The organism is Alteromonas antoniana (genome assembly GCF_019249295.1).
GTDB classification, from domain to species: domain Bacteria; phylum Pseudomonadota; class Gammaproteobacteria; order Enterobacterales; family Alteromonadaceae; genus Alteromonas; species Alteromonas antoniana.
Map to the genome: position 1 here is coordinate 261660 of NZ_JAESDH010000002.1, position 25721 is coordinate 287380.

The following is a 25721-nucleotide window of genomic DNA, read 5'->3' on the forward strand; positions in this document are numbered from 1 at the left end:
TAAACAGGGAAAGCTGCATCATAGGGAGACGGTAGTGGCGCTGAGAGTACATCACCGAAGCAGTAATCTTGTGTTTAAAAGGACATGGTGTCCTGTGTGGTGCCGCGCTTAGGTACGAACAGCGTGCCATAAAGTCGTGCGGCAAATTCGTCCGTCATTCCCGAGATATAATCCGCAATGACCCGCATGCCATTATTATTCTCCTGCGCCGCCAGCCATCGTGTCTGCGTGTTTTCTGGTAACAGGCGCTCTGGATCTGAGCTGAAGGCTTCGAATAATTCCATAACCACCAACTGTCCCTTATATTCAAGCATCTGTACATCAGGTCGCCGGATGACCTTTTTAAATACAAACCCTTTGAATAAACTCAGCGCCTGCGAGTGCGCCTCTGACAATCTGGCATTATAGGCAAGCAGGGGATGGGTGAACCCTTCCACCTGCTGAATTTCGATTGCGGTAATAAATGCATTTACCAGTGCACCGATGGCGTTTTTGCGTTCGTGATGATGTTCACTGAACAGTTTCTCTGCCAGCGGGAGTGCTTTTTCGGATATTCCCGGAATATCGAGTGCAATAAGAGGCTCAGCAACATCTGAAATAAAATCGGCGGAATTGACCATGCCCATGACAATACTGTCTTCCAGATCATGAATGCCATAAGCGATATCATCTGCCAGTTCCATGATTGAGCAATCAAAAGACTTAAATTGTGTTTTCCCCGCCAGCCCTGGTTGTGCGGTGAACGACATAAAACGTTCACGATCATCTTGCGAAAGCGGTGTCAGCAGCCATTCAAAAAGGTTCTCGTCGCAACGAAACAGGCCTTTCGGCGGATGCCACTCACTGGCTTTTACCTGTCTGAGCGTCGTGGAGCGTGATGGGTAGGCAATATTCTGGCTTAGCGTATCGATAAAGTTGGGATACTTTATTAGCCCCAGCACGCTTCGGCGGCTAAGGTTCATGCCGTGATCGGCAGTATAAGGCTCAAGTTTTGTAATGATGCGAAATGTCTGTCCGTTCCCTTCAAACCCGCCGTGCTGATGCATCATATAGTGCAGCGCGACTTCTCCACCGTGTCCGAAAGGAGGATGACCAATATCGTGTGCGAGGCAAAGCGTTTCAATAAGGCTGTCATCCATGCAAAGCAACCTGGCCAGTTCGGGGTACTTACCGGAGAGCTGGGCATTAATTCCCGTCCCGATTTGCGCAGCTTCCAGTGAATGCGTTAGACGGGTACGGTAAAAGTCACTTAAACCGACACCCAGCACCTGGGTTTTTGCCTGTAAACGGCGAAAAGCGGCAGAGTGCAGCACTCTGGCCTTATCGCGTTGATAGGGCGAGCGATGGTCGCCATCACGACTTTGTACCCGTGGTAAACGCCGCTCGAACCATTGTGATTCCCAGGATGACGTCAGGGCATGTGAAACATTCGATTCGTGCTGACTCAAACTTCGCTCCTTTGACCGTTTAGTTTGGCTCGTCTTGCGTTATTTCATCCAGACTCAGTGAAAAACTTGGCACGTAGCGGGTGATAAAATAGTCCACCTCATCGGAATGATATGCTTTTAAAATGGTGTCCAGCCGCTTTTTTGCAAGCTTAAACTCCTGATTACCCGCCGCCAGTTCCTCCAGCGTTTTCAGATACGCACACAAAACATCTGCGGCTTTTACAATAAAAGCCTCTTCTTCGGAATGCAGCTGACTATCAATCAACGCAGCATAATCGTCCCGAAATGCCTCTGGCGCCATGTCAACAAGCTGTTGCTCAGCAATGCGTTCAATTTTTTTGTATTCGTCTTTAATCGCCGGATTGAAATATTTCACTGGGGTAGGCAAATCGCCGGTCAGTACCTCTGATACATCGTGAAACATGGCAATGGTAGCAATACGTTCAGGATTCAGCGTACCGCCGAAAAACCGGTTTTTAATCAGAGCAAGAGCATGCGCAACCATAGCCACCTGCAGGCTGTGCTCCTGTACGTTCTCCGTACGGATGTTGTGCATAAGTGGCCAACGGTTGATTAGCTTCATTCGCGATAAATGGGCGAAGAAGTGGCTTTTATCCGACAACGCTATGCTCCTTGCGTATAGTGGTTGAAAAATCGTCCGATCCGGGTCAACGCAGGGGAGAGCACATCGCAGTGCGGTAAAAATACCAGCCGGAAATACACGCCGTCATGTAAATTAAATGCCCGACCATGTACAAGCAGGATCTTCTCAGCACTCAGCAGGTCGAGGATCATTTGCTCGTCATTGTGAATATTGAATTTTTTCTCGTCTACCTTTGCAAAGCAGTACATAGCCCCGTTAGGTTTCACGCAGCTTATACCATCGATGCTGTTCAGCATGTCGCTGGCAAGATCACGCTGGAGTTTCAACCGACCGTTGTCGCTTATCAGATCGTTGATGCTTTGATACCCGCCCAGAGCAGTCTGTATCGCACTTTGACAAGGCACATTTGCGCACATGCGCATAGAAGAGAGAATATTCAGCCCTTCAATATAGTCTCTGGCCACGCGTTTATTGCCGCTGACTACCAGCCATCCTGCACGAAAACCGGCAACACGGTAGTTTTTAGATAAGCCGCCCAAGGTAACGCAAAACACCTCATCAGTCAGCGAGGCGATGCAGGTATGTTTGGCGCCATCATAGAGAATCTTGTCGTAAATTTCGTCGCTGAAAATTACCAGGCCATGCTCGCGGGCAACCTTAACTACCTCTTCTAAAAGCGCTTTGTCATACACCGCGCCGGTAGGATTATTTGGGTTTATCAGTACGATCGCGCGGGTTTTGCTGGTAATTTTGCTTTTGATGTCGTCGATATCAGGAAACCATCCGGCCTGTTCGTCACACCGATAATGCACCGGCGAGCCAGAGGATAGGCTAACCGCCGCTGTCCACAGCGGGTAGTCGGGGCTTGGTAGCAACACTTCATCACCATGATTAAGCAGGGCCTGCATCGCCATCATAATCATTTCACTCACGCCATTACCAATGTAAACATCGTCAACACGGATGTGTTTGATATTCATTTGCTGATAATACTGCATAACCGCTACGCGCGCGGCATAAATACCAGTAGAGTCTGAATAACCCTGAGAAGTGGGCAGGTTGTGGATCACATCTTTCAGTATGTCGTCCGGTGCTTCGAAGCCAAACGGAGCAGGGTTACCAATATTCAGTTTCAGGATGCGATGACCTTCATCTTCCATTTTCTTTGCCTGGGCGGCAATGGGGCCTCTGATGTCATAGCAGACATTGTCCAGTTTGTGTGAGCGTGCTACGGTTTTCATGGTCTATCTGGTTGATTTACATACTCATCAGAGTATCGCAAAGCATCGGTGCTGGCTAACCCTAATTTTGCTTATTACCATGTTTTTTTGTCTAATATCGGCTGCCACTTCTCACGGGAAAAAATGGGTATGCAGCGTTGTTTCCTGACACATTTATATACAGTTTGTCATTGGCCTGTAATCCGAAAATCAGTTTAAATACCATTGAGACCTGTTTTTACGCACAATCTGATGTTGTGCCGGGAATAATCTATGCCTTTACCTCTATTATGGCTTGGTGCCGGTATTGCTGCCGCTTACGCGGGTTCACAAATTGCCAGGGAAAAACAAAAATCGGATGGTCACATTCGACATTTTCCCGGTGAGCACCAGAGCGAAGTTACTCCGGTAGATGGATCTGTCGTGTGTTGCGGTATTTATGAATTGTTTCAGCACACGGGGATCTGGCTGGACGGTAATATTGTTGAATTAAGGGGAAATGGCCTTATCCGCGGGATTTCTCCCTCACGATTTCTCGCTGACCGTTCCGGTAACCGTATTTTTGTCGCCTGTGATGATGCACTGACCCCGTTAGTCGCACCAGATGCTGTCAGCAATGCCTTAGAAAGACTGTACACCTATTCAGAGTACGATTTGGTGTCTAACAACTGCCACCGCTTTGTGTACGAGTGCGTTAGCGGACATTCCCGCCGCATTACGCGTTTTGCAGAGCTTAATGCTGCACTTAAAGCGCAGTTTCAAACCCCGGTTCACTGGCAACCTGTACACCCATCGCGCAGATAGGCTGGCGCGAAGGCGCCAGTTAGAAGCAAAAACTCTCTGACATCGTGGGATAAGCTCCCGTTACTCATTACTGTCCAATAATCTCCCCAAGTGACCATGCGTACTTGCCTGAGGTATTTCTTTCTTCTGTGTTTTGCAGTGACAGAAGAGATTTATTAAATTAATTTATGTTAAAAATTTGTGAACCTGGCCCGATAGTCCTATCGTAATTAGTAGTACTCCGTTAAAAGCGCATCTATAGCGCTGGGCGGATACGCTTGAACAATCAGACTTCTGAGGGGAAGCTATGTCACAGCATTTCAAAGAAACACCACAAAACGCGATTACAGAAAGTGGAATTGCCAGGGTCATTCCCTGTAAAGAGCTTGATGTGGGTGATCCCATTAAATGGTTATCGCTTGGCTTACGCGACATGTTAAAGACACCCGGGCTTACTGCTTTTTATGGCATTATGTTCGCCTTAATTCCATGGCTGATAACTTACCTTGTCGCAATGACGGGCTGGCATCTGGTGATAATGCCTGCCATCGTCGTATTTATGTTGATTGGACCGTTTCTGGCAGCTGGTCTCTACGATGTAAGCTGGGAGTTGGAAAAAGGGCATAAACCTTCATTAAGACACTCGCTTCGCGCTATGCGCCGCAACGCAGTCAATGAGTGGGGCTTTGGCATCCTGCTGATGGTGATGATGATTTTCTGGCTTCGTGTGGCGTCGTTGATCCATGCGCTGTATCCGCCTTATCTTGATGAGACGCTGGAAAGTCTGATGCCGTTCCTGATCCTTGGCACCGCTGTAGGTGCAGTCTTTACATTAGTGATGCTGTTTATTACCGCTTTCACCCAGCCCATACTAATGGAAAGAAAAGTCGATCTGGCAACCGCGGTACTTACCAGCGTAAATGCAGTCTGGCTGAATAAGGTTCCCATGCTGATTTGGGGCGCTATTATCTTCAGTGCAGTCGCCATTGGCTTTGTTACCGGCTTCATCGGCTTTATCTTCCTGATGCCTCTCATTGCGTATGCGTCCTGGCATGCTTACATCGACGCAATCGAGACGAAAAAGCCAAGGAATTACGAATAAGCTGTAATTTTATTACATAAAAGAGGTGCTTTTTGCTGCAGTTTTGCCAAAAAGCGCCTTATTTCTGTAAAACTTTCAGTAACAAAGTTACATTTTTAGCGATATTTAGACTTTAGTATTAGACTTATTTTGTTTCTATTTGAGGGTTTATATTCCCTTATGTTATATGCGTTGGTGAAATATCTATTTTTATCAATGGTTTAACTTGTTAAAGCTTCCGTAACATTCTGTTTTACCGCCCATTTACCCGCTTACAACAATATTCCAACAGTAATTTATTTTCAGATGAGGCATAACTTAATAGCGCCAGGGCAGCAAAGCCTGGCGATACAGAGTTTGCCAAAACATGAGGATTAAATGATGAAAACTGTAAAAGCACTTGCAATGGTATTGGGTATGGTTGCGGCTTCAGGAAGCGCAGTAGCAGCGGCTCCGCAAAAAGACGTGCGTTTTGTCGGTGATACGCAGTTCTCTGGATTCTGCAAAGCTATCGTTATGGACGACATCAAAGTATTGCGCGCTAATTTGTCTCGCAACGTAGGTCGTATTGGTGCCAGTCAACGTGAAGTATTGCGTATGGTTACCGCAGAAGATGGTTTGACTTGCAATGGCGAAACGCTTATCGACTTTTCCATGAAGCGTGACGCGAATGCGGTATATGAATATCTGACGTCGCGCAGCTAATTGTGTACTGGCTAAGCAAACGGGTGCGCCGACTTTGGCATAATTATCGGAGCACCCGTCATGATGGCTATTGTTGGCGAGTTATGCTCGGATCATATCCTTACCCAACGGGATACCCGAGCACGACTTTCAGCCATAAGACGTTGGGTATGGAAACGAAGCTTCAGCAGCAGCACGTAAGCCAGCGGCACCAGGAAGAGACTGGTGAGCGTTGAGAATATCAGTCCTCCGATAATGGCGATGGCCATGGGGGAATAGGGAGGGCCATCGCCACCTATTCTTGTACTACCAAATGCCAGAGGTAAGAGACCAAGTACGGTAGTCGCCACTGTCATTAAAATAGGTCGGATCCGTGACTGACAACCATCAGCGACGGCATCAAACAGACTTTCTCCCTGCTCAATCAATTGATTGATTCTGTCTACCAGAACAATACCATTGTTCACCACTATCCCCATCAGAATTAGCATACCAATCATGCCCATGACTGACATTGACGTGCCCGTCAGCATGAACGCCCAGAACACCCCTGTGAAAGAGAAGAGTAATGAGGTAATCACTGCCGTGGGTAGCAGCAATGATTCGAATAATGCCGCCATCACAACGTAAATCATGCAGATAGCCAGCAACATATTCATTTGCATCACCGCGTTAGCCTCATCCTGGCGACGGAAGCTGCCATCCAGCGTCCAGCTATAGCCACTGGGCAAGGCGATGTAGCTCATTGCTGATTCGATGCGCTCGCGTGCCTGCTCGACGGTTAGATCATCCGCCAGATTAGCGCCAATAGATAAGGCGGTCTGACGATAATGACGGTCGATTTGTGAAAGCTGCTGGGCAACAGTGATATCTGACACCATATCCAGCGTGATGCTTTGGCCCTGAAGGTGAGTGATGTTGATATTTTTAAGGGCATACAAAGAAGACTGCACATCCTGCCCGTACATCAGTCTGACGCCCACTTCTCCGGCATCACCATAACGAAAGGTACGAAGGTTGTTACCACGCAGCGCAGTGGCGACCAGCGCCGCGACGTCGCTGACATTCAGACCCAAACGATGGGCTTTTTCACGATCGATGCGTATTTGCAACTCGTCACGTTTAGACCCGGTATCTGCTTTTACATCTTCCAGGCCTTCGATACCGGACAACACCGGCACAATTTGCTTGGAGAGCTGTAACAGACGGTCGGAGGACTCGCCCAGTAACGTCAACCTGACGCCACCGCCATTGCCAGAATCCCACTGAAAAGAGGGCCGCGCTCTGACAAACGTTGGCATGGCTTCACGAATTTTTTCTTTAATCTCGCTGACGCTTACTGGTAAGTCGTCATTAAGGGTAATACCGGATACCGCATGGCCAGCCTGAAAATACGTGTAGACCTGTTTTATATGAAATGCTTCCTGGTTGTCATACAGAAACGCTTCCATTTTATTCACTGTGCCTTCGACTTCTTCGAGCGAGTAATTTTGCACAATATGATAGTTGAGCCAAATCCGCTCCTGATTATCATTACCCTCGTCATCGCCCGTGACAACCCCCATAGGGATAGCTGTACTTAGCAATATCAGTACAGCAATTATGGCTGTTTTACCCTGATTACGCATGGTCCAGTGCAGGATCCGGCCATACCGCGCAATGTATCCAGGCTGCTTTGCCACTTTTTGCTGAGGTACTTTAATACGCGCCGCCAGTAAGGGAATGAGCGTTTGTGCAATCAACAGCGACGCAAACAGGGAGATACAGATGGCGATGGCAACGTGTTCCAGAAAAACGGTTAAATCAATCTTTACGCCAACAATGTTGGGAAGAAAGACAATGGCCGTGGTGGCGGTACCGGCAATAACTGCCAGACTGACTTTGCCTACACCGCGCTGAGTAGCCCGAACGGCGTTGTCATCTTCACTGCGCTCCTGGAAGATGCTTTCTGTAATGACGACAGCATTGTCTACCAGCATCCCGATCGCCAGCATCAGCCCCATCAGCGACAAAATATTCAGTGAATACCCCATCAGATACATCAACCCTAACGTAATGCAGATAGAGAAGGGGACTGACAACACCACGATTAAGGTGGTGGATAGCTGACGTAAAAAAAGAAACAATACGACTACAGATAAGACAGCACCAAGTAAGCCGGCTGAAATCAGGTCCCCTAAAGATGAGGTCACACTTTTGGCGGTATCGTCCATCACGAATAGATTGATGCCGTTGAAGGCCGGGTCAGTCTTGGCTTTCTCTATAACGGCCATTACGCGCTCTGAGACCTCAACCAAATTACTCCCTGATTCACGAAAGATATTAAATCCAACCGCGAAAGTACGATCAAGATGTCGGCCTTCATTACGCTTCGGGATCTCATAGGCTATATCCGCTATGTCAGACAGCCGCACGCCGTCTCTTATCCACAGATTGCGGATATCATCCATGTCGGTAAATTCACCCATAGGATTCACCAGAACTTTCTGGTCCATGGCGTATATGTGCCCGGCAGTCATTGAGAAATTGGCTTGTTGAAGCGTTGTGCCAAGGCGGTCAGTATCAATTCGTAGTGCTGCTATTTTTTCCGGTTTCAGACGAATACTGATTTGCTTCTTCAGCACGCCGTAAAGCTCAACTTTGGATACCCCCGGAACACGCTCAAGAGGACGCTTCAGGTTTCTGTCCAGCAGGTCATAGGCACTGGACAAGTCTCTGTCACTGGAGACCCTAAGCTGGAAAATGGGCATGTCGTTCGTGTTGAATTTGTACACCATCACGCGTTCAACATCATCAGGCAGCAAGTGTCGGATAGCGTCAATTTTTTCTCGTGCTTCGATACTTTTGGCCTTTACGTTTTCATCCCAGGCGAATTCTACAAAAATTTCTGCTTTGTCCTCGAAGGAGCTTGCGCGCAAGCGCTTGATGCCTGACATCGTGGCTACCGCTTCTTCGACGGGACGGGTAATCATTCTCTCTACTTCTGAAGGCGTGGCATCGCGGTAGGGAATTTCAATCACCATTTGCGGAATATCGATCCCCGGAAATTTTTCCAGCGGCAGCAGCCGTCCGGCAACGATGCCAAACAGCAGCATAGAGAGAAATACCATACAGACGGTGACTGGACGGTTCATGGCAAACCGGGCAAGCCCGGCGCCGGCGTTGGCGATCTTATCCATAAACCTTCTCCTTGTCGCTCGCATCGACAGCGTCGAACTTCTTCGTGTCGAACAGACTATAGAGTACCGGCAGCAGGATGAGCGTCAGAAGGGTCGAAAACAGCAGCCCGAATATGACGGTAACGGCCATTGGCGTTCTGACTTCAGCTCCTTCGCCAAATCCTATCGCCATTGGCAATAAGCCCAGAATGGTGGTCAGCGTGGTCATAATAATAGGGCGCAGACGTGTTTTCCCGGCAGCGATGATGGCTTCCTCTTTTTCCATGCCCTGAGCACGCAGTTGATTGATACGGTCCACCAGCACGATCGCATTATTAACCACGATCCCTGCCAGCATTATCAGCCCGATAAAGACGACAACACTTAAATGGGTACCGGTAAGCCACAAACCGTAAATCGAGCCTGCGCCTGCCAGCGGCACCGCAAATAAAATCAACAGGGGATGAAGCAGCGATTCAAACTGAGACGCCATTACCAGGTAAACCAAAAATACGGCCAGCGCCAGCGCCAGCTGCAACGACTGGAAGCTTTGCTGCATATCTTCACTTTGGCCTGCAATTTCAGCACGCAGACTCAGTGGCATGCTGGTATCGTCTATGATGCGTTGAGCCGCGGCAACACCCTGGGCGAGGTCGCCATAAGTCAGATTGGCTTCAATCAGCGCCACCCGTTGCTGGCCAACCCGCGTGATTTCACTCGGACCAACACTCATATACACATCAGCAACCGCGGCCAGTGGGATGGGGCGTTCACTACCCGGGTTCACGATGATTTCTCTGATATCATTGATGTTGTCGCGTTGGGCATCACGTGTCCGAACCAGCACATCCACTTTGCGATCTTCCATGCTGTATTGCGTTGCCACTTTACCGCCAATTTTCGCGGCGATGAGTTCTGATACCGTTGGGGCCTCCAGGCCAAGGCGCGCAAGTTTTGCATGGTTAAATGCGATTTTCAGTTCCGGATTGCCGCTACGCAGTGTGCTGGTGACATCCGCGAATCTGTCTTCGGCTTGTAGTGAATCCGTCAGACGCTGACTTGTTGCCATAAGCTGGCTTAAATCGTAGCCCTGAATTTCTATCTGAATAGGCGCATCGAAGCTGAAAAGCTCTGGCTCGCCAAACTGGCTTTGAACACCGGCCTGTCGCGATAAGTAATCGCGAAGTGCTTCGCGGGCCTGATGTAATGCTGCCTCATCGGACGCAGGCTGCATTACCACATTCAGTCTTCCCCAGTGATCGCCACCCTGGCTGGGCGCTGCGCTGACAAGAGACCCCGTGCCAGCCAGAGAGTAGGTGCGAGCTACGCCATCCTGCTGTTGAGCGACGCCGGCGAGCTGCGAAAGTAAACGATCTGTTTGATCAATTCTGGCGCCGGCGGGCAGTGATACCTCAACAGAAAATTCCCCTTGTGACATGCTTGGGATCAGCTCCATGCCAAGGCGTGGCAGTAGTAAAACAGAAAGACCTGTGACGACTACGGCGATGGTAAGCACCGCGACACGTGCAGCCAGAGCCAGGCTAAGTAACTTGTCGTAGGCTTTTTCAATACCGCTGAACATAACGGCGAAGCACCATGCCAGTGGTTTAAACAGCCAGTGCAGAGCCTTGGAAATAATGTGCCAGGCGCCAATGACTAACGTCATAAGTGCAGCAGGAAGGTACACAAAGACTATGCGCAATATCAGACGAAAGGGGAAAGACACCCAATAAAATATTTTTCCAATCAAGGTTTTGGGCTGCGTTTTCTCTGGCGAAGCAAACACATCAGCGTGCGCCTGTTGCGTTTTTTTCTGGCGGCTGGCTAAAGTCGGTATCAGTGTCAGTGCGACAATCAACGACGCAGCAAGGGCAAAAGAAACGGTTAGCGCCTGGTCGCGGAAAAGCTGGCCGGCAATACCGTCAACAAACACCAGGGGAATGAACACGGCCATTGTGGTGAGTGTCGATGCTAAAATCGCGCCGGATACTTCCTTGGTTCCTATGGCTGCTGCTGTTTTGCGATCGCTTTTGTCAAGCTGACGTTTACGATGGCGGTCGATGTTCTCAAGCACCACAATACTGTTATCAACCAACAGGCCTACCGCCAGCGCAATACCGCCCAGGCTCATAATATTCAGGCTGATATCGTTCCCGTACATCAGATTAAAGGTGGCAATCACAGACACCGGAATAGAGACAGAGATAATAAGGGTAGGCCAGAAGTCACGCAGAAACAGATACAACACCAGCATTGCCAACAGGCCGCCGATAAGCGCCGCAGACTTCACGTCGTTAATGGCCTGTTCGATAAACGTACTCTGGTCATAGACCAGCGCAAGCTGATAGTTGTCAGGCATCTCTTTACGAATATTATCCAATGCCTGTTTAACGCGGGCGGCGACATCAACGGCATTGGCATCACCTTCTTTATATATCGCGATTTCTGCGCCTTCAACACCATCAAAACGGGTGACTGCATCTCGTTCTTTATAGGTGTTAGCCACAGTGGCAACGTCTTTAAGCTGGATATTGCGACCTTCAAATCGGCCGATATACACATTTCGTATTTGATCAAGGTTATCAAACTGATTCAGGGTTCTTACCAGAAAAGCCTGAGAGCCATCCTCCACACGACCGCCGGCAGTGTTTACGTTCTCCCGTTCGAGCCGGTCGATAATGGACGACAGGGTAATATTCAGTTGGCTGGCGCGCTGCTGGTCAATAAGCACCTGGATCTCATTTTCCAGTCCCCCGCCAATTTTTACCGAGGCTACACCTTCGATTGATTCCAGGTTGCGCTTAATTTGTTCCTCTGCATACAGGCGCAGGCGCTTCATCTGTTCGATTGAGGCCTGCTGCGTTGCCGAGTCGGCGAACCCAACGCCCATTTTAATGATCGGATCCAGACTGGGGTTAAATCGCAGCAATCGTGGCTTTTCAATGTCCAGTGGCAACTGCAGCACGTCCAGCTTTTCTCTTACCTCCAGGCTTGCGAAATCCATATCTGTGCCCCAGGCGAACTCCAAAACCACATCAGACTGGCCTGCTCGGGAAGTAGAAGTCACAGTTCGGACCCCCTTGACCACGCCAATGGCCTCTTCAATTGGCTTTGATACCAGTTGCTCGACTTCAGCAGGGGCCGCGCCGGTATAGTCTGTGCGGATAGTCAGTGTGGGATAAGACAGTTCAGGTAACAGGTTTACGGAAAGTCGGCCCAGTGACACCATACCAAACAGCAATACAGCAAAGGTGAACATGGCAACGGCTACCGGCCGCTTTACGGCGATATCGACAAGTTTCATAGTGAATATCCTTATGCGCGGGTAAAGGCCAGACTTACGCCTGGCTGTTCACCACTTCCACGGGAGAGGCATCTTTCAGGTTCTGGTGCCCGGTGACCACGACATTTTCATTGCCGTTGAGGCCATGGAGAACTTCAACCATGTCTCCCTGTTCAAATCCCGTGCTGATATCGACTTTTTTCGCGACGCCATTATCGACCACAAATACACTTACATTGTTATCAATGCTGACCAGCGCTTTACGTGGCAGAAGGGTGGCGTTTTCATGAGTGGCGTAATGCAGTGACACTTCGCTGAACATACCCGCTTTCAGAATTTCGTCATGATTCGGGACACGTAATGTCACCTTGAAGGTTCCGGTTTCAGAATCAATGACCGGACTGATACGTTCGACAAACCCCGTCACTACACGATCATTCAGTGCGGAAACCGTCAGTGCCGCTTTTTGATCTTTTCGAATTTGTGGCAGCTCGCTTTCCGGCAGATAAACAATTCCCTGTAGTTCACGTTGCTGAACAATATGGAACATCCGTTCACGCTGGAAGGATTCAGTAAGGTTTCCTACCTTGGCATTGCGTTCTGCAATGTAACCACTGATAGGCGCCAGGATGGTGGTTTCTTTTAAATCCAGCTCGGCCAGTTTTACAGACGCGGTTGCGGATTCATATTGCGCGGTGAGCTTCTGAAATGCATCTTCACTAACCAGTTTTTTACTGTAAACCTCATTGATTTTTGCAAGCTCTTGTTCAATGCCTCTCAGATCGGCTCTTGCTTTGGCAAGATTAAGCTCGTAACGCTTTTTATCAAGTTGCGCCAGCACCTGACCTTTTTCGACATAGTCACCTTCTTCTACCAGGATTTCTTCAATAATTCCGGATGCGCGGGCAACCACGAAGGCTTCCTCTTTTGCTTCCAGAATAGCAGTGGCATTGTAAGTAGAGGCGATAGTACCGCTTGAGACAACTTGTGTTTCAACCGGAATGGTGATTATCACTTCTTCTTTGGGTTGTTCAGAGGCGTCGGTGGCCTCGGCATTGCCGCAGCCGGTCAAAGTAACGGATAGTCCGAGCATTCCTGCTGCAAGAAGAGAGTGGCGAAAAATTTTTGTTGTTATATCCATGGTAAGTACCTGCACGAAAAATGTGTTCTTGTGTGCAAGAGAGCATCGACTGTGCCATTTTATGAAATAATAAAAAAGCCATTAAATTCAATTGGATAGCAATTTTCACCAGCGGGCAGTGAATACCGCTTAACGTATTAATTAGTGATTTTAACTATAAGGTAGCGATAATGACTATTGATAAGGAAGGGGGTTGGCCATACAGGAGGAAAAGGAAGTGGCAGGCAAACACACGGTCTTGATGAGGTTAAACGAAGACAAGAGGGCGCGACATACCACGCCCCATGGTGGTCAATCTGACGATTTACTGTTCAATGATTTCAAAGCTGGTGGTAATGTCGACTTTACCTTGCAGCATCAGCATGACTGAACAGTATTTTTCTGCCGATAAGTCCACGGCGCGGCTTACGGCTTTTTCTGTCAAGCCTTCGCCACTTACCACGTAATGAGCATGCAGTTTTGTGAACACGCGAGGCGGCTCATCAGCGCGGGTAGCATCCAGCTCGCAGCGGCATTCGGCAAGGGCAAAACGGCCCTTTTTCAGGATCTCTACCACATCCACACTGGAGCAGGCCCCGGCAGCTACCAATACTGACTCCATCGGCGATATGGCATTACCATCGCCGTCCATGACGGTGCGATAACCACTGTCTGTGGTGCCGGTAAAACTTAAACCGCCATCCCAGTTAACCGTTGCTTTCATTATGTGTCCTTATTGTTTCAGTTCAGAGTGAGACGGGCTGAGTCGGATTGCGTCTTTTTCAATGATGATCTGACGCTGTTTAAATAGCGCGCCTAACGCTTTTTTGTAAGCATTTTTGCTAACAGTAAAGTGCTTGTAAATGGCATCGGGTGGGCTTTTATCGGTTAATGTTGAAAGTCCGCCGTGAGCGATGAGATCATCGATGATTGCCTGTTGAAGCGCATCCCGGCCTGCCTGATCCTGGCGCTGCATAGTGATATCAATTTTGCCATCTTCGCGGACCTGTTTTACCACTGCCGGAACAGACTCCCCGATTTGTAATGCGATGAGTGCATCACTATGGAAAATTAATCCCAGATATTGCTCGTTTACCAGTACTTTGTAGCCAAGTTCTGTCTTGGCGTAAACCAGCGCGGTCACATTGTCTCCGGGGTTGGCATACGCGGACTGCTCGGGATAAAACAGGTGTAAACGGGTAGAGCCGATGAGTCTGCCTGTCGCCTTATCGACAAAGGCATGCACTACGTAATTCATACCTTCGTTTACGGGGGTATTTTGCTGATTTGCGGGCACCAGCAGGTCATTTTCCAGACCCCAGTCAAAAAAGGCGCCGAAATGTGTTGCGCCAACGGCCCGCAATACGCGGGTTTCGTCACGTTGAATCTTCGGCGTGTCGGGCGTAGCGATCATCTGACCGCTATTGTCCGTAAAGACAAATACAGAGAGTGCCTGACCCTCGGTTAACCCTTCAGGTGCATTGTCCCGGGAAAGCGTAGCCCGTTCGCTTTCGTCAGCATCACTGTGAGTGGCAAGCTGAAATCCGAAAGGGAATTCGGCGATAACTGTAAGACGGTTTATTTTACCAACGTGTAACATGAGGAATGATTTTTAGGAAAGAACGGGTAACATGATAACGAAATGGAGAACAGAGCTAAACCATTATGATGTTAAATTGTGATTTAGGTGAAAGTTTCGGGGCATGGACCATGCCGGTCGATGAAGAGATCATGGTGTATATCGACCAGGCGAATATAGCCTGCGGTTTTCATGCCGGCGATCCGGTGACAATGAAAAACGCCATCGCGCTGGCGATAAGCCATGATGTCACCATTGGAGCACATCCATCCTATCCTGATTTACAAGGTTTTGGGCGTCGCAGCATGGCAATGAAACCACCAGAGCTTGCTGCTTGTCTGCAATACCAGATTGCTGCTATCGACGGTCTCGCGAAGATGCAGAACGCAAAGGTCAGTTATGTTAAACCCCACGGGGCACTGTACAACGATTTGATGAAAGATGTGGCACTGCGACGTACCGTCATGACAGCCGTTTATGAAGCCGGTAAAGGCGAGCTTGCATTGATGATCCAGGCACATCCGGAGCATGCTGCTTTGCGGGCGCAGGCGGAGGATATTGGCATTCCGCTACTCTTCGAAGCCTTCTCAGACCGGCGCTATACTGATGACGGCTATTTGGTATCGCGAAATAAGCCTAATGCGGTATTAAGTGATTCCGATGCACTTAAGCAGGCAGAAACCCTCATGGACGATGGGGTGATTATCTCTGAGTCAGGTAAGCGCCTTGCGCTTGAGGTCGATACCTTGTGTGTTCACGGAGACTCTCCTGGCGCTATCGCCATTGCAGAAAATATTCGTTTGGCGCTGACGCGCAGAAAATTGGGTGAAAAGCATCATTATGGTAGCGACAACGAATGATACCGTTTAACACAATATCATCTATTGAACCTGCCGGGATGAACGCCATCATCCTGTATTTTCATGATCTTCCGTTGGTTGAGGCCAATAAATCCTGTCAGCGTTGGACATCGGCTTTAGATACCGTGGCACCAGAATGGCTGGCTGCCCTCCTGCCATCCTATGATTCACTGGTGATAAGTTTTCACCCACAGATGATTGACTACCATGGTGTGTATCGTTTTATCCATGATTTAAAAGCGTCCGACCATGGAGCCAATCCCCGGGGCAGGGAACACACCATACCGGTGTGGTATGGCGCAAAGGCGGCGGATGATTTGCATTTGGTAAGCGAGCATACCGGCCTCTCAACCGATGACATCATAGCGCTTCATTGTGGCCAGACATACCGGGTGTTCGCAGTGGGCTTTGCTCCAGGTTTCGCATATCTCGGTGAACTTGATGAAAAGCTGGCCTGTCCGCGCTTATCATCGCCTCGTCAACGCGTGCCCCAGGGGGCAGTAGCCATTGCAGACAGACAAACGGCTATCTATCCGGCAGAGTCACCAGGTGGCTGGCACCTGCTTGGATTGACGCCAGCGTCGATGTTTGATGCTAAACATGCCCGGTCGCTGCTTAATGTGGGAGATCTTGTAACGTATGTGCCTATCAGTCAGGAAGAGTTCGAGGAGGCACACTATGACCGCTAGTGGATTGCTTATACAACAACCTGGTCTGATGAGCGCGATTATCGATGCCGGTCGCGGCATACACCAGCAACGTGGTTTCTCTGAATCCGGGCCAATGGATGACGATGCTTTCTTTTGGGTAAACTGGTTGTGCGCCAACCCAGAAGGGACACCGGCGATTGAATGGGTGGGACCGGCAGAATTTGTGGCAACCGCCGATTTACACGTCGCTGTCACCGGACCTAGCGCAAAGGTCAGCGTTAACGCTGGTACGCAATCCCTGTGGGAAACATTACCTTTAAAGGAAGGGGATTGTCTTAGGGTAGAGCCTCACAAAACGGGTACCCGGCACTACCTTGGGATAAGAGGAGTATGGAATGTGCCACGTGTAGCACAAAGCGCCTGCACCGTAGCCAGAGAAAAGCTTGGTGGTCTGCATAAGGATGGCAGTTACTGCGCTGCTGAAGACATCATTTCAGTAACAGCGGATACGCCACTGACTACACTACGAGAGGTGCCGGCCTGGGGACGGCCAGATTATTCTTCTGATATTCCAATAAACGTGATTTTAGGTTATCAGAGCCGCTGGTTCAGCGATGTGGCAAAACAGCTGTTTTTTACCTCAAACTATAAGATAACCAATAAAATCGACAGAATGGGCTACCGTTTATCAGGAACCCCGGTAAAATGCGCGCGTTCTGAAATGCATTCCGAGGGGATCACCCTTGGCGCGGTGCAATGCCCACCGGATGGACAGCCAATAGTCATGATGCGCGATCGTCAGACCCTGGGGGGATACCCCAAGCTGGGTTGTGTCTCACCGGTGGATCTTAATCGGCTTGCCCAATCGGTTCCGGGAGAGCAGGTGTCATTTCAGCCTGAAGATGCAGACGACGCGCGTGCATCTTTTCTTTTGCGACTATCTCGGCGACGAGCGATTACAGGTAATTAAGCAATATGACCACGGCGTATTTAAATGGTGAGTACCTTCCACTCACGGAAGCCCGGATCTCACCAATGGACAGGGGATTTCTGTTTGGTGACGGGATTTATGAAGTCATTCCCTGTCATCAAGGTAAGCCGATAGGGTTTGATGCGCATATGTCGCGGATGCGAGAAGGACTTGCCGCCTTAGATATCCACTCAGGTATGACACCTTCAGACTGGCTTGAAGTAGTAACGGCATTGCTGGAGAAAAATACATCTTTTATCCCGAGTGGGTATATAGGCGTGTATCTTCATGTAAGCCGTGGCGCTGATACCAGACGTTTCCATGCTTATCCGAAAGACATCAGCCCCACCTTATTTGCATTCGCGTTTGAGCTTGCACCGCCTCCTACGCCAGATATCAACAAAGTGCGGCCTCTGAAAGTCTCGCTGGCACAGGATAAACGCTGGCAGCGTTGTAATATCAAATCGACGTCGTTGTTGGGAAATGTGATGCATTATCAGCATAGTCACCAAACCGGGCTGGATGAGACCATTCTCTATAACGCCAGTAACGAGATTACCGAGGCCAGCTCCTGCAATGTGTTTGCCGTGATCGATGGCAAAGTGGTTACCCCGCCTCTTGATCATCAGTTGTTGCCCGGAATAACCCGGCAAATTGCACTGAAGGCACTACCCGAGGCGGGGATCGAATGTCATGAACGCGTGCTTACGCTGGAAGAGTTGAAAGGTGCTGACGAAGTGTGGTTAACCAGTGCCAGTAAGGAAATATCGCCAGTGGTCGAGATAGAGGGGCAGATGGTAGCGGATGGTCGGCCGGGTAAACGATGGCTACAGGCGCTGCAAGCGTTCAATCAGGTGAAGTTTTCAGCCTGAAGCGGTGTTGTTCAATAGTGTTGAGTAGAGCGTGGTCCTTTGTGTTACGTGGGAATGCGCCTTCAAACCCCCACGACATGATAATGCCTTTTCTTTAACGCATTACCGTCTCTACACGCAAATTTACTTATGCAGCAGGCTCGGCGTAGTACTGAGCCTGAAATCACTACTCACAAAAAAGCCTGCAAATGCAGGCTTCAGATACAATCAAAAACGAGATAATTTAGTCTGCCTGATCGCAATTGCCATCGGTGCACTCACCGTAAAGATAAAGACTGTGATGGGTCAGTTTCATCTTATTCTGCTTAGCCACTTCTTCCTGTCTTTGCTCAATCACATTATCTTCAAACTCGATAACTTTACCGCACTTCAGACAGACGAGGTGGTCGTGATGATCTTTGTGGCTGATTTCGAAAACCGACTTTCCGCCTTCGAAGTGATGGCGATTAAGGATCCCGGCATCGTCAAACTGGTTTAAAACCCGGTATACCGTAGCCAGACCAATTTCTTCACCGTGTTCGATCAGGATTTTATACACGTCCTCAGCGCTGATGTGCTGATTCTCTGGCTCCTGAAGAATTTGAAGAATTTTCAGACGCGGTAACGTGACTTTTAAGCCTGCTTTTTTTAACTCTTTATTCTGGTCCATGGCCTACCATTTCTGTTAAGGCGTTTCGGGGTTAGACGTATTATAGGTAACTCTGATTTATTTGGAAGTAAAAGCGGCATGACAGTCACTGGTTGGTTGAAAAATGAACGGATAACGGATAGATGTGTGAAACCCATAGCCATAAATTTTCGACTTTGGTGTAAAGGTACTTTTGTCAGATGCCGATATAATTATAAAAGAGACTGGAAGTTTATTGTGGCGCGTTAATTGTCATATAAAAGCGAGCAACACATATTCTGGAACTACGCCAATTTGGTTAGTAACGTGTTGGAAAATGCGCTCATAGTGATTGGATTTTCGCATTTTCATAAAATTAATTCATAAACCCTTTTAATTCATTGAAATATTGGATTAACATCTTGTAAACAAAAAAGGGAATACACCTGGATGTCGACAGGTGTATAAATCTCAAAGCGAGACCACGAATGCAGTTAACCGTCGTTAATAAAATTACCCTGGGTTTTGCCCTTTTTGGGTGTCTTCTTCTTCTTACCAGTATTCTTTCCTATTTTGGCCTTAATGATATCCGTCATTCCGCAGTGGATGTGGTAGAAAATAAGATGCCGGTGCAGGCAAAAATGGTCGAAGTGAAAACAGACATATTGTCCTTATCAACGATCACCGCAAATGGGTTTCATGAATCCTCCGTAGCTGATTTAAACAAAAACAGAGAACGATTTGACGCTCTGGCTACTCCGTTTCTTGGCAACCTCGAGCAACTAAAGCAGGCTACGGGCGGGAGTGACAGTGCTGATGTTGCTATTGAAGCCAGTACACGTTACGTCAGCGAAAGTGAGAAAATGTATGCCGCTCTGCAGCGTAAGCTGGTGTTGATTGGGGACATTGCTGAACAACTCGAAAAAGTACTGTTATCTGCTGATGAAGCAAGTGCGTTAATGCTGGACCTTTCTTATCTTGACCCTGATGAACCAGGCATCCAAACCCTGATAGGCGCCGGCACCAATATTGACAACAAGCTGCTTACTATGAATACCGCAATAGGGGAGCTTGCCGCTACCGCCGACCCGGTTGTTACTAACAATATTGTCGAAGACCTCAATTATCAGTTAAGCAACCTGGAGGTTGATAAGAATTACATTAACCGTCTTGCTGAGGGCGTGGATGACGGCGGAACGGTGGCGATGTTTAACGAGCAGTATGAGAATCTCATCACCCAATTAACCGGGCAGGGCGGGTTAATTTCGCTGCAGCAGGAGAAGCTGGCGCAAATTGAGGCCAGCCAGTCATTTCGTCTCTCAGCGAACAAGGCGTTAGATGAAGCGCTGGCAGAAATTAACCGGTTATTTGAAAATGTCAGTGGCTCAACCCTTAACGGCCAGAACGAAATTTTAAATACGGTTCAGGACAACCTGGTTAAGAATATTGTGGTGTCGGTGGTGGGTCTGGTTGCAGCAATATTTTTGGCCACCATTTCTACCCGAAGCATTGCCAGGCCGCTGGCCCGTATTAATCGGGGCTTATCGCAACTTAGTAAAGGTGATTTAACCCGCAAACTTGAAGAATCCGGCAACGATGAATTTTCGGCGCTGGCGGTAAAAGTAAACAGTCTTACCGATAGCCTGCGCGAACTGGTGGGGAATATTCTTGAGCAAGAAAAAAAGCTGGTTTCCGTCACCAAGGAAAGCGTATCTATGGGCGAAAAAAGCCTGCTGGACGTCGATGCGCAGCGCGAGCAGGTAAAAGTGACGTCAGGTAACACCCAGGTTGTCAGGGATACCAGTCGCAGTAATCTGGACCAGATAAACGTTGCCATGAGTGAGCTTAATACAGTCACGGCACAAAGTCAGGCAATTGCCGAGCTGGTAGAAGAAAACCGCCAGCAGGTTAATAATCAGGCTAAACAGGCGGAGGCATCTGCGCAGGTCATACATCGCCTGGATGAAAACAGCCGCAATATAGGCAGTATTCTGGACGTGATTAAAACCATCGCTGAGCAAACGAATCTGTTGGCACTGAACGCCGCTATCGAAGCTGCCAGAGCCGGAGAGCAGGGCAGAGGCTTTGCGGTTGTTGCTGATGAAGTCAGAACGCTGGCAAACAGAACGCATAACTCCACAGAAGAAATTGAGTCGATGATAGGCTCATTACAAAAAGACGCAGCACAGGCGGTAAAAGCCATTAATCTGGGCCGTGAGCAGGCTAACAAAGGCGTGGAGATTACTGAGCAGGTAAGTCATCAGGTAGAAAATATTCGCACCATCATTGTGAAGCTCAGTCAGATAAACCAACACATAGTGACAGATACGCAGCAACAGGATGATTTGTTGGCGGATGTCGCCAGCAGCCTCACTACCATTGTTGAGTTAGCCGATTCCAGTGCCCAGAGCACGCGACAGGCAAATGAATCGACTATGCAGTTGGACGAGCAGATGGAGCAACTGAAAAGGGCGGTTGAAAGGTTTCAGTTGTGATGGTAAGACTATGCTCATTGGTAAGACCTGGCCAACCGGTGGCTAGTCAAGTTTCTGAGCAATCGGTTACCTGATAAACAGGTAATATGGAGTGGAGGTTGCTGCTACCCTGTTACCACAGAAAGCGTTGGTGTTGCGGATATCAGATTGTCGGGCTATAAACACAGCGCGTGCGCCTTGCAGCCGTTTATGCAGATTTTGTAAGGTGTTTTATACAGCTGCAATAAAAAAGGGTTACCAACAGTTACATATGAACTGCTCTGTAACCCCTTATCGTATGACTGCGAAGAGACGCAGCTACCGTTTTTGCATTTTTGAATCTAATGCCAGCTAATTCACACTTTCTCAGGCGAGCTCAGCAAGACAAAGTTCATCATGGATCTGTTTACACCAGGCTTTTACGCGCTCATCAGTAAGCTCAGGTTGTCTGTCTTCGTCAATACCCAGGCCTACAAAATGGTCATCATCTGCCATGCCTTTTGACGCTTCAAAGTCATAGCCTGCGGTTGGCCACTTACCAACCAAAATAGCGCCTTTAGGCTCAACGATGTCGCGGATCATACCCATCGCATCGAGAAAGTATTCCGCATAGTCTTCCTGATCACCACAGCCGAAGATAGCAACAAGTTTGTCGTTGAAATCAATTTCTTCCAGTTCCGGAAAAAAATCGTCCCAATCACATTGCGCTTCACCGTAATACCACGTGGGGATACCGAAAATCAGCAGATCAAACTCGGCGATTTCTTCTTTACTGCTTTTCGCAATGTCCTTAACATCAATCAGGTTTTTACCTAATTCTTTCTGAATCATTTTGGCGACATGCTCGGTATTCCCGGTATCGCTGCCAAAAAACAGGCCAACACTAGCCATAACCTACCTCTGTTTTCTCTGTTTGCTTACTCACACGCCCGTACTTAACCAGAATAACTCAATGATCCCTTTCGCGACGAAGCCAAGCGCACCCAGGCCCAGAACGCCATAAGCAACGACACGGCCTATAAGAGGAACATTATTCTTTTTCAATACGTCGTGTACCGCAAAGCCCATCAACGCAAAAAGGCATACAAGGCCGCCGTAAAGCATGATGGTCTCTATCAGTTCGTAATTTTCTGCAAGCATAATCTGTCTTAAAATAAAATCGGCGAAACTATATCACAGTCTATACGTCTGTCAGAGTGAAAAACGTTTAAAAATACCTGAAGCGAATTGCTAAAAAAGCTACGCAGAATTCAGTTACATTATTTTAAATTTTTTTCAACAATTGCATTAAATGCCTGTGGTTTTTCAGCATGAAGCCAGTGACCAGCACCTTCTATGATATGGGCTTTTGCATGGGGGAAATATTTCCCGATGGCGTCTCGATGAGAAGGCTGTAAATAGTCTGAATTGGCACCTTTAATGAACAGTACTTTTCCGTTGAATGTGGCGTCAGTGTCTTCCCAGCTGCTGATTTGATCGTAGCTTTGCTTTAAGCCGGACAAATTAAATCGCCAATTCCAACTATCGTTTTCAGTCTGATAAAGGCTTTTAAGTAAAAACTGCCTTACACCGGGTTCGCTGATATGTTCGGCCAATTGCGCTTCCGCTTGTTTACGGCTGGACAATGTATCCAGATCGACGTTTTCAAGGCCTCCGATAACCTGCTGGTGGCGAGGAGGGTAATGAACCGGTGCAATATCAGCGACCAACAACCGGGTTACCTTCTCGGGATAATCAAGCGCAAATCGCATCGCGACTTTTCCACCCAAAGAGTGACCGAGTAACGTTGCTTCTGTCACATTAGCGTGGGCGAGAGTCGCTTTCAGACAGGCAACCGCGTTACTAAGGGTAAACGCGTCAAAGTGCGGGGATTGCCCATGATCCGGAAGGTCAACAGAGATAACATCGTATTCAGACTCCAGATGCCTACGGACAGAGGCAAGATTATTCAAATCGCCAAATAAGCCGTGAAGCAGAACAACCACCGGACGCTTATCTTGTGAACCTGTGCGTGAAAAATGTAGAAGTGTGGACATAGAATTAAGAAGCAATAAGTAGTAATAAGAAAAAAGCCGCTTAGGGATAAGCGGCTCTGGATAAGGTTCAGATAGAAAAGTCTTCTAACTTTTTACCGTTTTCGATAGCTTCTTTAAATACTTTTGGCATGCGACCAATGCCTGTCCAGGGGTGTGATTTCCCTTCTTTATCGGTGAGCTGATATTTTACCGGACGTTTTTTCCCTGTGCTTTTCTTAGGGACTTCAGCAGTAAGCGATTTTAAATCATCAACATTAACACCAGCTTCTTCCATCTGCTTCTGGATTTCAGCGATTTTTGCCAGCTTTTCTTGCTCTGCTTTTTCTTCTTCCTGCGCTTTTTCTTTACGTTTTTCGATGATATTCGCTAATTTATCCTGAACTGATTCCAGTTCTTTAATGCTAAGTTCCTTTGTCGCACCTTGTAAACGTCTTCCGTGGGTTAAAATATCTAAGAATTCGCTCATTTATTAACCTTGCGTTTAGTGAAATAAGTAGTTCGTTATTGATAGTAATTAAAAATCAGACAAAAAAAAAGCAGTATAAAACTGCTTTCTTTATTTTAGTCCTTTATTGGTATTTACATATTTGGATAATTCGGACCGCCGGCCCCTTCCGGAACCACCCAACGGATATTTTGTGAAGGATCTTTAATGTCGCAAGTTTTGCAGTGAACACAATTCTGCGCATTGATCTGAAATTTCTTCTCACCTTCCTCTTCGATTACTTCGTAAACCCCTGCAGGGCAATAGCGCTGCGCAGGTTCGTTATATTTTGGAAGATTAATCTGAATTGGGATACTGTCATCTTTTAATTGCAGATGGCAGGGTTGATCTTCTTCATGATTCGTATTGGATAAAAATACAGAGGATAATTTGTCAAAACTTAACACGCCGTCCGGTTTTGGATAATCCGGCTTTTGACGTTCGTCTGCGGTTTTCATTTGCGCGTAATCTTTATGCTCGTCTTTCAGGTTAACGAACATATTGCCACCAAAAAAGTTTTGCTCCAGGGTATTAAAAGCACCGCCCCAGAAGTTACCAAATTTATGGATTGCGGGTCCGAAATTGCGAGAACGATACAATTCGTCGTAAACCCAGGAGTTTTTAAAGTTGTCTGTAAATGCGCTTAATTTCGTAGCCGGAGATTCCGGGTTTTCAGAGATGGCGTCAAAAATCGTTTCAGCAGCAATCATGCCCGACTTCATTGCTGTGTGATTGCCTTTTATCTTCGCAAAATTTAACGTGCCGGCATTGCAACCCACTAACAGGCCGCCGGGAAAAGTCATTTTGGGAAGCGAATTAAACCCGCCTTTCGCGATCGCTCTTGCGCCGTAAGAAACGCGTTTGCCATTTTTCAGATACTGGCTGATGACAGGGTGATGCTTTAACCGCTGAAACTCATCAAACGGACTCAAATGCGGATTTTCGTAGTTTAAATCTACGATTAATCCTACAAGAATTTGATTGTCTTCTGCGTGATAAAGATAACTTCCCCCCGTCGCATCCGACAACGGCCAGCCGGCAGAGTGAACAACCAGTCCTTCCTGATGGACTTCTGGATCAACGTCCCAGATTTCTTTAAAGCCAATGGCGTAATGTTGAGGTGAACTGTCTTTATCAAGTTCGAATTTTTCAATTAATGTTTTGCCCAGATGACCGCGACATCCTTCTGCGAACACGGTGTATTTGGCGCGCAATTCCATGCCTGGCATGTAGCCATCTTTAGGCTCACCGTTTTCACCTACGCCCATGTCGCCGGTGATGACGCCACCTACGCTGCCATCGTCGTTGTAAAAAATGTCAGCCGCTGCAAAGCCGGGGAAGATTTCAACGCCCAGTTGTTCTGCCTGCTCAGCCAGCCAACGACACACGTTGCCCATCGACACAATGTAGTTACCTTTATTGTGCATGGTTTTAGGCGTCATGGCGTTGGGCAGCTTGCGTGATGATGTGTCATCATTCAGCAGATAAATATGATCTTCGGTGACTTCCGTATTTAACGGAGCGCCTTTTTCTTTCCAGTCCGGAAATAACTCATTCAGTGCGCGGGGCTCGAATACGGCACCGGAAAGGATATGGGCACCCACTTCAGAGCCTTTTTCCACCACACAGACCATTAATTCCTGGCCTTTTTCGTTGGCTAGTTGCATCAGTCTGCACGCAGTGGACAGACCTGCAGGTCCGGCACCGACGATGACAACGTCAAATTCCATCGATTCTCGTTCCACAGGAGGCTCCTTTTTCTTTATTTTTTATAATGCACTATTGATGAAACAAATAATGCTGAGTGT

General features: G+C 48.0%; 22 protein-coding genes. 8 read left to right on the top strand and 14 right to left on the bottom strand.

Translation table 11 applies throughout. The features are described from left to right. Positions 1 to 74: 74 nt before the first annotated feature. Genes JKP77_RS02410 through JKP77_RS02420 form a run of 3 tightly spaced genes read right to left on the bottom strand, consistent with a single transcriptional unit; the run spans position 75 to position 3293 of the window. Positions 75 to 1448, bottom strand: coding sequence for an anti-phage deoxyguanosine triphosphatase (locus tag JKP77_RS02410; protein ID WP_420840026.1), 1374 nt, complete (start codon positions 1446 to 1448; stop codon positions 75 to 77). Positions 1449 to 1467: 19 nt separating this feature from the next. After that, on the bottom strand, positions 1468 to 2070 hold the full coding sequence (yfbR, locus tag JKP77_RS02415) for a 5'-deoxynucleotidase (RefSeq protein WP_218309610.1): 603 nt from the start codon (positions 2068 to 2070) through the stop codon (positions 1468 to 1470). A 2-nt stretch (positions 2071 to 2072) separates the two neighbouring features. Further along, on the bottom strand, positions 2073 to 3293 hold the full coding sequence (locus JKP77_RS02420) for a pyridoxal phosphate-dependent aminotransferase (protein ID WP_218309611.1): 1221 nt from the start codon (positions 3291 to 3293) through the stop codon (positions 2073 to 2075). Positions 3294 to 3545: 252 nt separating this feature from the next. On the opposite strand from JKP77_RS02420, the gene JKP77_RS02425 reads away from it, so the two are divergent. The 3 genes from JKP77_RS02425 to JKP77_RS02435 all read left to right on the top strand — a co-directional run bounded on the left by JKP77_RS02425 (position 3546) and on the right by JKP77_RS02435 (position 5841). After that, the gene (locus JKP77_RS02425) at positions 3546 to 4076 is read left to right on the top strand and encodes a hypothetical protein (RefSeq protein WP_218309612.1); all 531 of its coding nucleotides are present in this window, start codon (positions 3546 to 3548) and stop codon (positions 4074 to 4076) included. Positions 4077 to 4362: 286 nt separating this feature from the next. Continuing rightward, positions 4363 to 5157, top strand: a complete 795-nt coding sequence (locus JKP77_RS02430; RefSeq protein WP_218309613.1) for a DUF2189 domain-containing protein — start codon at positions 4363 to 4365, stop codon at positions 5155 to 5157. 357 nt (positions 5158 to 5514) lie between these two features. After that, positions 5515 to 5841 carry a DUF3718 domain-containing protein gene (locus JKP77_RS02435; protein ID WP_218309614.1) on the top strand — a complete coding sequence of 109 codons (327 nt, stop codon included), beginning with the start codon at positions 5515 to 5517 and terminating at the stop codon, positions 5839 to 5841. 92 nt (positions 5842 to 5933) lie between these two features. On the opposite strand, the gene JKP77_RS02440 is transcribed toward JKP77_RS02435, so the two are convergent. The 5 genes from JKP77_RS02440 to JKP77_RS02460 all read right to left on the bottom strand — a co-directional run bounded on the left by JKP77_RS02440 (position 5934) and on the right by JKP77_RS02460 (position 14981). Further along, the gene (locus tag JKP77_RS02440) at positions 5934 to 8999 is read right to left on the bottom strand and encodes an efflux RND transporter permease subunit (protein ID WP_218309615.1); all 3066 of its coding nucleotides are present in this window, start codon (positions 8997 to 8999) and stop codon (positions 5934 to 5936) included. After that, complete coding sequence (locus JKP77_RS02445; protein WP_218309616.1) at positions 8992 to 12282, bottom strand: efflux RND transporter permease subunit; 3291 nt, start codon at positions 12280 to 12282, stop codon at positions 8992 to 8994. Before JKP77_RS02445 ends, JKP77_RS02440 begins: the two co-directional genes overlap by 8 nt. 34 nt (positions 12283 to 12316) lie before the next feature. Then, the gene (locus JKP77_RS02450) at positions 12317 to 13402 is read right to left on the bottom strand and encodes an efflux RND transporter periplasmic adaptor subunit (RefSeq protein WP_218309617.1); all 1086 of its coding nucleotides are present in this window, start codon (positions 13400 to 13402) and stop codon (positions 12317 to 12319) included. A 304-nt stretch (positions 13403 to 13706) separates the two neighbouring features. Next, entirely contained in the window at positions 13707 to 14105 is a 399-nt protein-coding gene (locus JKP77_RS02455) for an OsmC family protein (protein ID WP_218309618.1), read from the bottom strand. Positions 14106 to 14114: 9 nt separating this feature from the next. Continuing rightward, complete coding sequence (locus JKP77_RS02460) at positions 14115 to 14981, bottom strand: CvfB family protein (RefSeq protein WP_218309619.1); 867 nt, start codon at positions 14979 to 14981, stop codon at positions 14115 to 14117. 65 nt (positions 14982 to 15046) lie between these two features. On the opposite strand from JKP77_RS02460, the gene JKP77_RS02465 reads away from it, so the two are divergent. Genes JKP77_RS02465 through JKP77_RS02480 form a run of 4 tightly spaced genes read left to right on the top strand, consistent with a single transcriptional unit; the run spans position 15047 to position 18312 of the window. Next, positions 15047 to 15820: a 5-oxoprolinase subunit PxpA gene (locus tag JKP77_RS02465; RefSeq protein ID WP_218309620.1), complete on the top strand. Its 774-nt coding sequence runs from the start codon at positions 15047 to 15049 to the stop codon at positions 15818 to 15820. After that, positions 15817 to 16509 (top strand): 5-oxoprolinase subunit B family protein, encoded by a 693-nt coding sequence (locus JKP77_RS02470; protein WP_218309621.1) that lies wholly within the window; start codon positions 15817 to 15819, stop codon positions 16507 to 16509. Before JKP77_RS02465 ends, JKP77_RS02470 begins: the two co-directional genes overlap by 4 nt. Continuing rightward, a complete protein-coding gene (locus JKP77_RS02475) occupies positions 16499 to 17440 on the top strand; it encodes a 5-oxoprolinase subunit C family protein (protein WP_218309622.1) in 942 nt (313 codons plus the stop codon). The genes JKP77_RS02470 and JKP77_RS02475 overlap by 11 nt, the downstream gene beginning before the upstream one ends. A gap of 5 nt (positions 17441 to 17445) precedes the next feature. Further along, entirely contained in the window at positions 17446 to 18312 is an 867-nt protein-coding gene (locus JKP77_RS02480; protein ID WP_218309623.1) for an aminotransferase class IV, read from the top strand. A gap of 223 nt (positions 18313 to 18535) precedes the next feature. Here the strand turns inward: JKP77_RS02480 and fur are convergent, their stop codons facing one another. Next, entirely contained in the window at positions 18536 to 18961 is a 426-nt protein-coding gene (gene fur / locus JKP77_RS02485; RefSeq protein ID WP_218309624.1) for a ferric iron uptake transcriptional regulator, read from the bottom strand. 446 nt (positions 18962 to 19407) lie between these two features. Here fur and JKP77_RS02490 point away from each other — a divergent pair, with 446 nt between their 5' ends. Beyond that, positions 19408 to 21414 carry a methyl-accepting chemotaxis protein gene (locus JKP77_RS02490; RefSeq protein ID WP_218309625.1) on the top strand — a complete coding sequence of 669 codons (2007 nt, stop codon included), beginning with the start codon at positions 19408 to 19410 and terminating at the stop codon, positions 21412 to 21414. A 345-nt stretch (positions 21415 to 21759) separates the two neighbouring features. On the opposite strand, the gene fldA is transcribed toward JKP77_RS02490, so the two are convergent. The 5 genes from fldA to JKP77_RS02515 form a co-directional block, all read right to left on the bottom strand. Further along, positions 21760 to 22284 carry a flavodoxin FldA gene (gene fldA, locus JKP77_RS02495; RefSeq protein ID WP_218309626.1) on the bottom strand — a complete coding sequence of 175 codons (525 nt, stop codon included), beginning with the start codon at positions 22282 to 22284 and terminating at the stop codon, positions 21760 to 21762. Between the two features lie 30 nt (positions 22285 to 22314). Next, positions 22315 to 22533, bottom strand: coding sequence for a DUF2788 domain-containing protein (locus tag JKP77_RS02500; RefSeq protein ID WP_218309627.1), 219 nt, complete (start codon positions 22531 to 22533; stop codon positions 22315 to 22317). Positions 22534 to 22652: 119 nt separating this feature from the next. Continuing rightward, positions 22653 to 23429: an alpha/beta fold hydrolase gene (locus tag JKP77_RS02505; RefSeq protein WP_218309628.1), complete on the bottom strand. Its 777-nt coding sequence runs from the start codon at positions 23427 to 23429 to the stop codon at positions 22653 to 22655. A gap of 67 nt (positions 23430 to 23496) precedes the next feature. Then, positions 23497 to 23895: an H-NS histone family protein gene (locus JKP77_RS02510; protein WP_218309629.1), complete on the bottom strand. Its 399-nt coding sequence runs from the start codon at positions 23893 to 23895 to the stop codon at positions 23497 to 23499. 113 nt (positions 23896 to 24008) lie between these two features. After that, positions 24009 to 25658, bottom strand: a complete 1650-nt coding sequence (locus JKP77_RS02515) for an electron transfer flavoprotein-ubiquinone oxidoreductase (RefSeq protein WP_218309630.1) — start codon at positions 25656 to 25658, stop codon at positions 24009 to 24011. Positions 25659 to 25721: the final 63 nt, after the last annotated feature.

Coding starts and splice junctions, on each gene's coding strand:
- JKP77_RS02420 (WP_218309611.1), bottom strand. CDS start 3,293: ATGAAAACCGTAGCACGCTCACACAAACTGGACAATGTCTGCTATGAC.
- JKP77_RS02425 (WP_218309612.1), top strand. CDS start 3,546: ATGCCTTTACCTCTATTATGGCTTGGTGCCGGTATTGCTGCCGCTTAC.
- JKP77_RS02430 (WP_218309613.1), top strand. CDS start 4,363: ATGTCACAGCATTTCAAAGAAACACCACAAAACGCGATTACAGAAAGT.
- JKP77_RS02435 (WP_218309614.1), top strand. CDS start 5,515: ATGATGAAAACTGTAAAAGCACTTGCAATGGTATTGGGTATGGTTGCG.
- JKP77_RS02440 (WP_218309615.1), bottom strand. CDS start 8,999: ATGGATAAGATCGCCAACGCCGGCGCCGGGCTTGCCCGGTTTGCCATG.
- JKP77_RS02445 (WP_218309616.1), bottom strand. CDS start 12,282: ATGAAACTTGTCGATATCGCCGTAAAGCGGCCGGTAGCCGTTGCCATG.
- JKP77_RS02450 (WP_218309617.1), bottom strand. CDS start 13,402: ATGGATATAACAACAAAAATTTTTCGCCACTCTCTTCTTGCAGCAGGA.
- JKP77_RS02455 (WP_218309618.1), bottom strand. CDS start 14,105: ATGAAAGCAACGGTTAACTGGGATGGCGGTTTAAGTTTTACCGGCACC.
- JKP77_RS02460 (WP_218309619.1), bottom strand. CDS start 14,981: ATGTTACACGTTGGTAAAATAAACCGTCTTACAGTTATCGCCGAATTC.
- JKP77_RS02465 (WP_218309620.1), top strand. CDS start 15,047: ATGATGTTAAATTGTGATTTAGGTGAAAGTTTCGGGGCATGGACCATG.
- JKP77_RS02470 (WP_218309621.1), top strand. CDS start 15,817: ATGATACCGTTTAACACAATATCATCTATTGAACCTGCCGGGATGAAC.
- JKP77_RS02475 (WP_218309622.1), top strand. CDS start 16,499: ATGACCGCTAGTGGATTGCTTATACAACAACCTGGTCTGATGAGCGCG.
- JKP77_RS02480 (WP_218309623.1), top strand. CDS start 17,446: ATGACCACGGCGTATTTAAATGGTGAGTACCTTCCACTCACGGAAGCC.
- fur (WP_218309624.1), bottom strand. CDS start 18,961: ATGGACCAGAATAAAGAGTTAAAAAAAGCAGGCTTAAAAGTCACGTTA.
- JKP77_RS02490 (WP_218309625.1), top strand. CDS start 19,408: ATGCAGTTAACCGTCGTTAATAAAATTACCCTGGGTTTTGCCCTTTTT.
- fldA (WP_218309626.1), bottom strand. CDS start 22,284: ATGGCTAGTGTTGGCCTGTTTTTTGGCAGCGATACCGGGAATACCGAG.
- JKP77_RS02500 (WP_218309627.1), bottom strand. CDS start 22,533: ATGCTTGCAGAAAATTACGAACTGATAGAGACCATCATGCTTTACGGC.
- JKP77_RS02505 (WP_218309628.1), bottom strand. CDS start 23,429: ATGTCCACACTTCTACATTTTTCACGCACAGGTTCACAAGATAAGCGT.
- JKP77_RS02510 (WP_218309629.1), bottom strand. CDS start 23,895: ATGAGCGAATTCTTAGATATTTTAACCCACGGAAGACGTTTACAAGGT.